The organism is Blastococcus deserti (genome assembly GCF_042682525.1).
Lineage (GTDB): Bacteria > Actinomycetota > Actinomycetes > Mycobacteriales > Geodermatophilaceae > Blastococcus_B > Blastococcus_B deserti.
In genome coordinates, this window is sequence record NZ_JBHUHP010000011.1 from 134,729 (window position 1) to 143,727 (window position 8,999).

Here is an 8,999-nt window from a genome sequence, read left to right on the forward strand (position 1 = left end):
CGCGACCTGCGCGGCATCGTGGACGCGCTGCGGGGCGAAGAGACCGGACGGCGGGACATCTGCGTCTACCCGCGCGACCCGCAGGTGCTCGTCGGGATGGCTCCGGACGAGCTCTTCATCGATCCGTCGCTCACCTACCGGCTGGACCTGCACCGGTACCGCACGCGGCCCGACGTGATCCGAGGCGTCTTCGTGCGCACGGTGACCTCGGCGGCGGAGATGGACCGGATCAACGAGCTCTACGCCCGCAACGGCATGGTCACCGGCGACGCCGCGACGATGTGGGCCAACCACCGCACCCGCACCTTCACCTACCTGGTCGCCGAGGACACCCGCACCGGGAGGATCGTCGGCACGGTCACCGGGGTGGACCACGTGCTGGCCTTCGGCGACCCGGAGGGCGGGACCAGCCTCTGGTGCCTGGTCGCCGACAAGCAGGACGCGCCCCCGGGGACGGGGGAGGCGCTGGTGCGGGTCCTGGTCGAGCGGTACGTCGGCCGGGGCCGGGCCTACCTCGACCTCTCGGTCATGCACGACAACACCCCGGCGATCAAGCTCTACCGCAAGCTCGGCTTCGCCCGGGTCCCCGCCGTCTGCATCAAGCGCAAGAACCCGATCAACACGCCCCTGTTCGCGTCCCGGCCGCCGGGCCTGGAGAGCCTCAACCCCTACGCGCGGATCATCGCGGACGAGGCGCTGCGGCGGGGGATCCGCGTCGAGGTCACCGATGCGGACTGGGGCGAGATGCGGCTGACGGTGGGTGGCCGGTCGGTGCTGACGCGGGAATCGCTGTCGGAGTTCACCACGGCGGTGGCGATGAGCCGGTGCGACGACAAGCGGGTCACCCGGCGGATCATGCGACGGGCCGGCGTCCGCGTCGCGCGCGGGGCGCTCGCCGGCGAGGGGGACCTGGCCGATGCCCGGGCTCTGCTGGCCGACGTCGGGCAGGTGGTCGTCAAGCCCGCCCGTGGGGAGCAGGGCCGCGGCATCACCGTCGGTGTCAAGGGCGAGGCCGGGCTGGAGCGGGCGGTGGCCCAGGCTCTCCACTTCTGCCCCGACGTCCTCGTCGAGGAGCTGGTCGAGGGCGACGACCTGCGGGTCGTCGTCATCGATCGGGAGGTCGTCGCCGCCGCCGTCCGTCGTCCGGCCGAGGTGATCGGCGACGGCCGGCACCCGGTCGTCGACCTCGTGCGGGAGACGAGCCGCCGGCGGGAACGGGCCACCGGCGGCGAGTCCCGGATCCCCCTCGACGACACCACCGCAGAGGTGGTCGCCGACGCCGGCTTCGCGATGGAGGACGTGCCGCCCCACGGCGAGCGCATCCCCGTCCGGCGGACGGCGAACCTGCACACCGGCGGCACGATCGAGGACGTCACCGAGCGGCTGCATCCGACGATCGCGGAGGCCGCGGTGCGTGCCGCCGAGGCCCTCGGCATCCCGGTGACGGGCATCGACTTCCTGGTGCCCGCGGTCGACGGGCCGGACTACGTGTTCATCGAGGCCAACGAGCGGCCCGGCCTGGCCAACCACGAGCCGCAACCGGTGGTGGAGCGCTTCGTCGATCTGCTGTTCCCCGAGACCCGCCGCCGCTGATCCCCAGCTTTCTGTACCGAAAGCTGCGCGGGCGAGGCCGGCTTTCGGTACGGAAAGCGGGTTCACAGCCCGAGTTCGGCGCGGATCTCGGCGTCGTGCTGGCCGGGGGCGGGCACGGGGCCCACCGAGCCCGGGGTCGCGGAGAACCGCGGGGCCACGTCGGGCTGCCGCACGCCGTCGACCTCGACGAAGACGCCCCGCTCTTGGTTGTGCCCGTCCCGCGTGGCCTCCAGCAGCGACCACACCGGGGCGACGCAGGCGTCGGTGCCGGCGAAGACCTGCCACCACTCGTCGCGCGTGCGGGAGGCGAAGACCTCGGCGAACCGGTCGCGCAGCGCGGCCCACCGCCGCGGATCGGTGCGGTCGGGCAGGGACTCGTCGCCGGAGAGCCCCAGGCCGTCGAGCAGCGCGGCGTAGAACTGCTCCTCGAGCGCCCCCACGGCGACGAACCGCCCGTCGGCGCAGCGGTAGACGTCGTAGAACGGCGCCCCGGTGTCCAGGAGGTTCACCCCGCGCCGGTCCTGCCAGACGCCGGCGTCGAGCATCCCGTGGATCATCGTCGTGAGGACGGCGGTGCCGTCGACGATCGCGGCGTCGACGACCTGGCCCTGCCCGGTCGCCCGGGCGTGCAGGAGGGCGGACACGGCGCCCAGTGCGAGGAACACTCCCCCGCCGCCAAAGTCACCCAGCAGGTTCATCGGCGGGGCGGGGCGCTCGTCGGGCCGTCCGGTGGCGCCCAGCGCCCCGGTCAGCGCGATGTAGCCGATGTCGTGGCCGGCGGTGGTCGCGAGCGGTCCGGTCTGCCCCCAGCCCGTCATCCGCCCGTAGACGAGGGACGGCTTGAGCGTCAGCAGCTCGTCCGGTCCCAGGCCCAGCCGCTCCATGACGCCGGGCCGGAAGCCCTCCAGCAGGACGTCGGCCCGCTCCACCAGCGCGCGGACGACGGTGAGGTCGTCGGGGTCCTTGAGGTCCAGCGCGATGGAGCGCTTGCCGCGGTCGAGCAGCGACGTGGCCCCGAGGGCGCCGATCAGCCCGCCGCGGGCGCCGCGGCGGTCGATCCGGACGACGTCGGCGCCGAGGTCGGCCAGCAGCATGCCGCAGAACGGACCCGGCCCGAGGCCGGCGAACTCGACCACGCGCACGCCCTGCAGCGGCCCTGCCCCGTGTCCTGCCATCCCCTCGCACCCTCCCCGGCACCGGACCGCCGTCGTGCGACCCTCCTCCGGGCATGCTGCCCGACGGGACGCGGAGACAGACGAGGGAGGTCCGGCGCCGATGGCCTACGTGCTCGCGGCGCTCGGCGGTGCGCTGGGTGCCCTCGCCCGCTGGGGCCTGGCCGAGGGTCTTCCCTCCCCCGGCGGCTGGCCGGTGGCCACGCTGCTGGTCAACCTGACCGGCTGCCTGCTGCTCGGCGCGCTGCTCGCGGGCCTGGCGTCCCGCTCCCCCGAGCCCTCCTGGGCGCGGCCCTTCCTGGCCGTCGGGGTCCTGGGCGGCTACACGACGTACTCCACCTTCGCCGTCGAGGTCGTCCGCCTCGTGGACGACGGAGCGCCGGCCCTGGCCGCCGGCTACGTGGTCGCCTCCGTCGTCGGCGGGGTCCTGGCAGTCGCGCTGGGAGCCTCGGTCGTGGGTCGGGCGACCCGGTGACGCCGCTGCTGGTGGCCGCCGGTGCCCTGGTCGGTGCCCCCCTGCGCCTGCTGGTCCTCCGCCTGGCCGCGCGGCGCGGCCGGGATCCGTCCCGGGGCACCCTGGCGGTCAACGTGGCCGGCAGCGCACTCCTCGGCGTCCTCATGGGCACGGCCGACGTGCCGGCGTGGGCCGTGGCGATGGTCGGGACCGGCTTCTGCGGCACGCTCACAACCTTCTCCACCTTCGGCGCCGACGTCGTCCGCCTGCTGGAGGAGCGCGGCCTCGGCCGGGCGCTCGCGTACGTGGGCGCGACCCTCGTGCTCGGCCTCGCCACGGCCGCCGCGGGGTACGCGCTGGCGAGCTGACCGCTCTCCGGCGACCCGGAGGGCGGAACGCGACCGCCGTCAGTAGGGTCGGGGGCGGTATGGCGGACAACACGGCGCGGGACGTCGGGGCGGACAGCCCCGTGGTGGTGGTGGCCAACCGGCTGCCGGTCGACCAGGTCACCGGTCCCGACGGCGAGACGCGGTGGCAGCGCAGCCCCGGCGGCCTGGTCACGGCGCTGGAGCCGTTCGTCGCGGGCCGCGGCGGTGCCTGGGTGGGCTGGTCGGGGTCGGCCGGCGACGCACCGGAGCCCTTCGAGTCCGGCGGCATGTCGCTGATCCCGGTCGCGCTCAGCGAGGAGGAGGTGGACCGCTACTACGAGGGCATGTCGAACGCCTCGTTGTGGCCGCTCTACCACGACGTCGTGGAGAAGCCGGAGTACCACCGGACCTGGTGGGACACCTACGTCCAGGTCAACAAGCGCTTCGCCGAGCGCACGGCGACCGTGGCCGCGGAGAACGCCATCGTCTGGGTGCACGACTACCAGCTGCAGCTGGTCCCGGCGCTGCTGCGCCAGCAGCGGCCCGACCTCACCATCGGGTTCTTCCTGCACATCCCCTTCCCGCCGTACGAGCTGTTCACCCAGCTCCCCTGGCGCTCGGCGATCGTCGAGGGCCTGCTGGGCGCGGACCTGGTCGGCTTCCAGCGCCCCGCCGCGGCGGCGAACTTCGTGCAGCTCGCCCGCCGGCTGCACGACCTGCCCGCCCGCGGTCAGGTCATCGAGTACGACGGCCGCACGGTCGCGGCCCGCGCGTTCCCGATCTCGATCGACGCCAAGGCGTTCGACGAGCTGGCGCGCTCCCCCGAGGTGCTGGCGCGCGCCAAGGAGATCCGCACCGAGCTCGGTGACCCGTCGAAGATCATCCTGGGCGTCGACCGGCTCGACTACACCAAGGGCATCAGCGTCCGGCTCTCCGCCTTCCAGGAGCTGCTGGAGGACGGCGCGGTCGAGGCCCCCGACACCGTCCTCGTCCAGGTCGCGACGCCCAGCCGCGAGCGGGTGGAGCACTACGTGCACATGCGCGAGACCATCGAGCAGCAGGTCGGCCACATCAACGGCGTCTTCGGCTCCATCGCCGGCCCCGCGGTCCACTACTTCAACCAGTCGATGCCCCGCGAGGAGCTGGCCGCTCTCTACCGCGCCGCCGACGTCATGCTGGTGACCCCCTACCGCGACGGGATGAACCTGGTCGCCAAGGAGTACGTCGCCGCCCGCGGTGACCTCGGCGGTGCCCTGGTCCTCTCCGAGTTCGCCGGGGCAGCGGCGGAGCTGCGGCAGGCGTTCCTGGTGAACCCGCACGACATCGCCGGCGTGAAGAGCCAGCTGCTCCGGGCGCTGCGCATCGAGCCGGCCGAGGCCGCCAAGCGCATGCGGGCCATGCGCCGGCATCTGTTCAGGAACGACCTCGAGCACTGGGCGAGCTCCTTCTTCGACGCCCTGCGGGCCCAGGCGGCCGGGCAGCCGGTCGGCCGCGAGGCCGGCCGCACGACGGCTCCGCTGTCCGGCGATCAGGGCGGTGCCCAGGGGTGACGGCGCTTCCGGCCGAGCTCGACGAGGCACTGGCCGCGGTCGCCGCCCGGCGACCGCTCCTGGTCGCCAGCGACTACGACGGCGTGCTCGCCAGGTTGCGCGACGAGCCGTCGGCGGCGGTCCCGGAACCGGGCGTGGCCGAGGTGCTGGCCCGCCTGGCCGCGGTCGACGGCGTGACGGTCGCCCTGGTCAGCGGCCGCGGCGTGGCCGACCTGCGGACGACGAGCGGGCTGACCGGCCCGTACCGGTGGGTCGGCAGCCACGGCGCCGAGTTCGACGGTCCGCTCACCGGTGAACTGGCCGCCCGCCGCGACGACCTGGCCCGCCGTCTCGAGCCGGTGGTGGCCGACGTCGAGGGCGCCTGGCTCGAGGTCAAGCCGGCCAGCGTCGCCGTCCACGTCCGGCTGGTCGAGGACCGCGCTTCGGCTGCCGCGGTGCTGGAGCGGGCACGGGGGGAGGCGGATTCGTCACTGACGCTGAAGCCGGGCAAGGACGTGCTGGAGCTGGCCGTCACGGACGCCGACAAGGGCAGCGCCCTGCTCCGACTGGTCGCCGAGCTGGACGCAGCCGGAACCGTCTACCTGGGTGACGACGTCACCGACGAGGACGCCTTCCGGGCGCTCGGTCCCGGTGACGTCACGGTCAAGATCGGGGACGGCGCCACCGCGGCCCGCCACCGGGTCACCGACCCCGCCGGTGCGGTGGCGGTGCTGGGACGACTGGCGGAGCTGCTCGGCTGACGTCCGGCGTGTCGCGCAGCCTCCGCTGGGCGCGGTCACCGCGACGGTCGGCCGGTCGCGGAGATGTGCGGCCAACGGGGGGTAGCGGTCGCCCCCGGGGATCGGCCCCGTCCTGACCTGCGGTATTTCCGACAGACCCTCCAGCCGCAGCTCCTCGCATTTTCCGAGGGGGCCATTCCGCCTCGTCCATCCGTGTCGACAGGTCGACGGACGAAAGCGTGGTCGCACACATATCTCGACGGATTGTGGTTCACCGCCGCCGAGAACCGTTGCGTTCCGCCCGCTCCTTCCACACTTCCTCTCACGCGTCAGTACAACCCGAGGAATGGTCATGAATGCTCGTCCCGCGCCCGCAACCGGCGCATCCGCGAGCGGATGGTTCGCGAACCGTCCACTCGCCGTGAAGTTCGGCGTCCTGATCGGCGTCGTCGTCCTCGCCTTCGGCAACCTGCTCCTCTCCGTGCTGAACGGGAACGCCTCCGTTCGCGAGGCCGAGGCCGAGCTCGGACACGTGACCCATGCCGAAGCGATCGTCCTGCAGCTCGACACCCGCGCCAGCGAGCTCAAGGTCGACGGCTACAAGGCCCTCGTGCGGGAGGACCCGTCCGAGCAGCTCGCCGAGCTGGCCGACGACATCGCCACCCCCGAGGAGCTCCTCGAGGAGCTGTCCACCATCCACCTCGCGGACGTGCCGCCGGCTGCCGAGGCGGTCGGTGCGCTCATGGACACCTACGGCGAGTACACCGACGCCATCAAGGCCTTCGTGGAGTCGGCCGTCGCCGACCAGGCCGGCACGCGCATCCGCTGGGAGGAGATCCAGGTCGCCAACGATCTGACCGACGGGGCCGTCAGTGCGGCGAAGGACGCGCTGGCCGCGGCCAGCGACGGAGCTCATGCCGACCTGGCCGACGCTGTCGACACGGCGGAGACCATCACGCTCGTCGGTGTCGTGGCCGGCCTGGTGGTCGTCATCGCCCTCAGCATCCTGACGCTGCGCTCCATCACCCGACCCGTCCGCTCCGTGAAGGCCTCCCTCGAGGCCCTGGCGGACGGGGACCTCACGGTGCCCACCGGCGTCACGTCGAACGACGAGCTCGGTCAGATGGCCGCCGCACTGGACGTGGCGCAGGCCAGCCTGCGGCAGGTGCTCTCCGGGGTCGTCGCGTCGGCGGACGCGGTGGCGGCGTCGTCGGAGGAGCTCAGCGCCTCCTCGGCGCAGATCTCGGCGTCGGCGCAGGAGACCTCGGCGCAGTCCGGTGTCGTGTCGAGCGCCGCGGAGGAGGTGTCGCGCAGCGTGCAGACCGTCGCCGCGGGTGCCGAGCAGATGGGCGCCTCGATCCGGGAGATCGCCAGCAACGCCGCCGAGGCCAGCGACGTGGCCGCCAAGGCCGTCACCGCCGCCGCCACCACCACCGCCACCGTGGCCAAGCTGGGCGAGTCCTCCGCCGAGATCGGCAACGTGGTGAAGGTGATCACCTCGATCGCGGAGCAGACCAACCTGCTGGCGCTCAACGCCACCATCGAGGCCGCCCGCGCGGGTGAGGCGGGCAAGGGCTTCGCGGTGGTCGCCAACGAGGTCAAGGAACTCGCCCAGGAGACCGCGAAGGCCACCGAGGACATCGCCCGCCGGGTGCAGGCCATCCAGGGCGACACGGGGTCGGCGGTGGCGGCGATCGAGGAGATCTCGGCGATCGTCGGGCAGATCTCCGACCGGCAGACCACCATCGCCTCGGCGGTGGAGGAGCAGGAGGCCACGACCAACGAGATGTCGCGGTCGGTGCAGGAGGCCGCCGGCGGGACGACGGAGATCGCGGCCAACATCACCGGGGTCTCCACCGCCGCGGAGTCCACCACCCAGGCGCTCACCCAGACGCGGACCGCCGTCGACGAGCTCTCCCGGATGGCCGCCGACCTGCGCACCACCGTCGGCAGGTTCAGCTACTGAGCCGGCCGGGGAGCCCACCGGCACGGCCGGGAACCGACGAGGAGCGCACGACCGACGTGGTCGTGCGCTCCTCCCGTCCTCGGCTCTCCCATCCCGTCGAGATCGGCGACAGGCGTCCCAGGAATTGTCGACATGACCACCGGAGAAAGGCGGTTGCCCACCTATTTCCGGTGATTCCCACGACACGCTGGGAAATCGCGGGGAAAGCAAGGAGTTGCGCGTCACTCTTCGTCCGCACACGAGAAACACGAGTCGGGACGACGGCGTCTCCCGGCTGTGCACCGCCGTGAAGACCCGCACTCATCCCTGGAGCCGCAATGACCGTCCCCGCCCGCACCACCCGATCCGGGCGACCGGGTGGATGGTTCGCCGACCGGCCGATCGGCGCGAAGATCGGCGCAGTCGTCGGACTGCTCGCCGTCGTCGTCCTCGGCACCAACGCGCTCGCCGTCGCCCGGATCAGCGAGATGCGTGACCATCAGCAGCAGATCTACACGGAGAACCTGCAGCCGCTGAACGCCCTCTCCGAAGTGCAGCGCGCGCATGCCGCGCATCGCGCCCGGACCCTCGAGTACGCGGTGTCCTCGCCGGAGCGCCGGGCGGAACTGCTCGAGCAGATGGAGGAGAAGACCGCGGACTTCGAGGCCGGCCTGGCGGCCTACGAGCCGTTCGTCGTCGACCCGGAGGCCATGGAGCGCATGGTTGCCGCCCGGCAGGACTTCGTCGAGCTCGCGCACGCCGAGCTCTTCCCCGCCGCCGATCGCGGCGACTTCGTCGCCTTCGCCCGGGTGCAGTCCGAGCGTCTGCAGCCGTTCCTCCAGATCGTCGCCGACGACCTGGAGCTCGAGGGCGTCGCGCAGTCGGAGCAGGCCGCCGCACGGAACACGGCCGCCGCCGAGGCAGCGGACTCGGCCGTGACGACCCTGCTGGTCACGGCGCTCACGTCCGTCGCGGTCGCGACGGTCCTCACGTTCCTGGTCGTGCGGCGTCTCACCCGGTCGGTCCGGTCGGTGCAGGCGACGGCCGAGGCGATGGCAGCCGGCGACCTGACGATCAGCACCGGGGTCAGCTCCGGTGACGAGGTGGGCCGGATGGCGGCTGCCCTGGACTCGGCGCAGGCGAGCCTGCGGGAGGTGCTGTCGTCGGTGGTGGCGTCGGCGGATGCGGTGGCGGCGTC

The 8,999-nt window shown here is 73.1% G+C and carries 8 protein-coding genes; 7 read left to right on the top strand and 1 reads right to left on the bottom strand.

Going from position 1 to position 8,999, the window contains the following annotated elements; genetic code table 11:
• Positions 1 to 1,593: N-acetylglutaminylglutamine synthetase (gene ngg, locus ACFSHS_RS13635; RefSeq protein WP_376876838.1), on the top strand; the 1,593-nt coding region annotated here is incomplete at its 5' end.
• Positions 1,594 to 1,655: 62 nt separating this feature from the next.
• Here the strand turns inward: ngg and ACFSHS_RS13640 are convergent.
• On the bottom strand, positions 1,656 to 2,768 hold the full coding sequence (locus ACFSHS_RS13640) for a CaiB/BaiF CoA transferase family protein (protein ID WP_376876841.1): 1,113 nt from the start codon (positions 2,766 to 2,768) through the stop codon (positions 1,656 to 1,658).
• A 100-nt stretch (positions 2,769 to 2,868) separates the two neighbouring features.
• On the opposite strand from ACFSHS_RS13640, the gene crcB reads away from it, so the two are divergent.
• From crcB to ACFSHS_RS13670, 6 genes are all read left to right on the top strand, one after another.
• Positions 2,869 to 3,240, top strand: a complete 372-nt coding sequence (crcB, locus tag ACFSHS_RS13645) for a fluoride efflux transporter CrcB (protein WP_376876844.1) — start codon at positions 2,869 to 2,871, stop codon at positions 3,238 to 3,240.
• Complete coding sequence (locus ACFSHS_RS13650) at positions 3,237 to 3,587, top strand: fluoride efflux transporter FluC (RefSeq protein WP_376876847.1); 351 nt, start codon at positions 3,237 to 3,239, stop codon at positions 3,585 to 3,587. The genes crcB and ACFSHS_RS13650 overlap by 4 nt, the downstream gene beginning before the upstream one ends.
• 59 nt (positions 3,588 to 3,646) lie before the next feature.
• The gene (locus ACFSHS_RS13655; RefSeq protein ID WP_376876850.1) at positions 3,647 to 5,137 is read left to right on the top strand and encodes an alpha,alpha-trehalose-phosphate synthase (UDP-forming); all 1,491 of its coding nucleotides are present in this window, start codon (positions 3,647 to 3,649) and stop codon (positions 5,135 to 5,137) included.
• Positions 5,134 to 5,877: a trehalose-phosphatase gene (gene otsB, locus ACFSHS_RS13660; protein ID WP_376876853.1), complete on the top strand. Its 744-nt coding sequence runs from the start codon at positions 5,134 to 5,136 to the stop codon at positions 5,875 to 5,877. The genes ACFSHS_RS13655 and otsB overlap by 4 nt, the downstream gene beginning before the upstream one ends.
• Before the next feature lie 331 nt (positions 5,878 to 6,208).
• Positions 6,209 to 7,822, top strand: a complete 1,614-nt coding sequence (locus tag ACFSHS_RS13665) for a methyl-accepting chemotaxis protein (protein WP_376876856.1) — start codon at positions 6,209 to 6,211, stop codon at positions 7,820 to 7,822.
• A gap of 317 nt (positions 7,823 to 8,139) precedes the next feature.
• Positions 8,140 to 8,999, top strand: an 860-nt coding sequence (locus ACFSHS_RS13670; RefSeq protein ID WP_376876859.1) for a HAMP domain-containing protein, incomplete at its 3' end; no start/stop codon positions are given.

What these genes read in the sequence shown, in the direction of transcription:
- ACFSHS_RS13640 (WP_376876841.1), bottom strand. Translation starts at nt 2,768, where the DNA reads ATGGCAGGACACGGGGCAGGGCCGCTGCAGGGCGTGCGCGTGGTCGAG.
- crcB (WP_376876844.1), top strand. Translation starts at nt 2,869, where the DNA reads ATGGCCTACGTGCTCGCGGCGCTCGGCGGTGCGCTGGGTGCCCTCGCC.
- ACFSHS_RS13655 (WP_376876850.1), top strand. Translation starts at nt 3,647, where the DNA reads ATGGCGGACAACACGGCGCGGGACGTCGGGGCGGACAGCCCCGTGGTG.
- ACFSHS_RS13665 (WP_376876856.1), top strand. Translation starts at nt 6,209, where the DNA reads ATGAATGCTCGTCCCGCGCCCGCAACCGGCGCATCCGCGAGCGGATGG.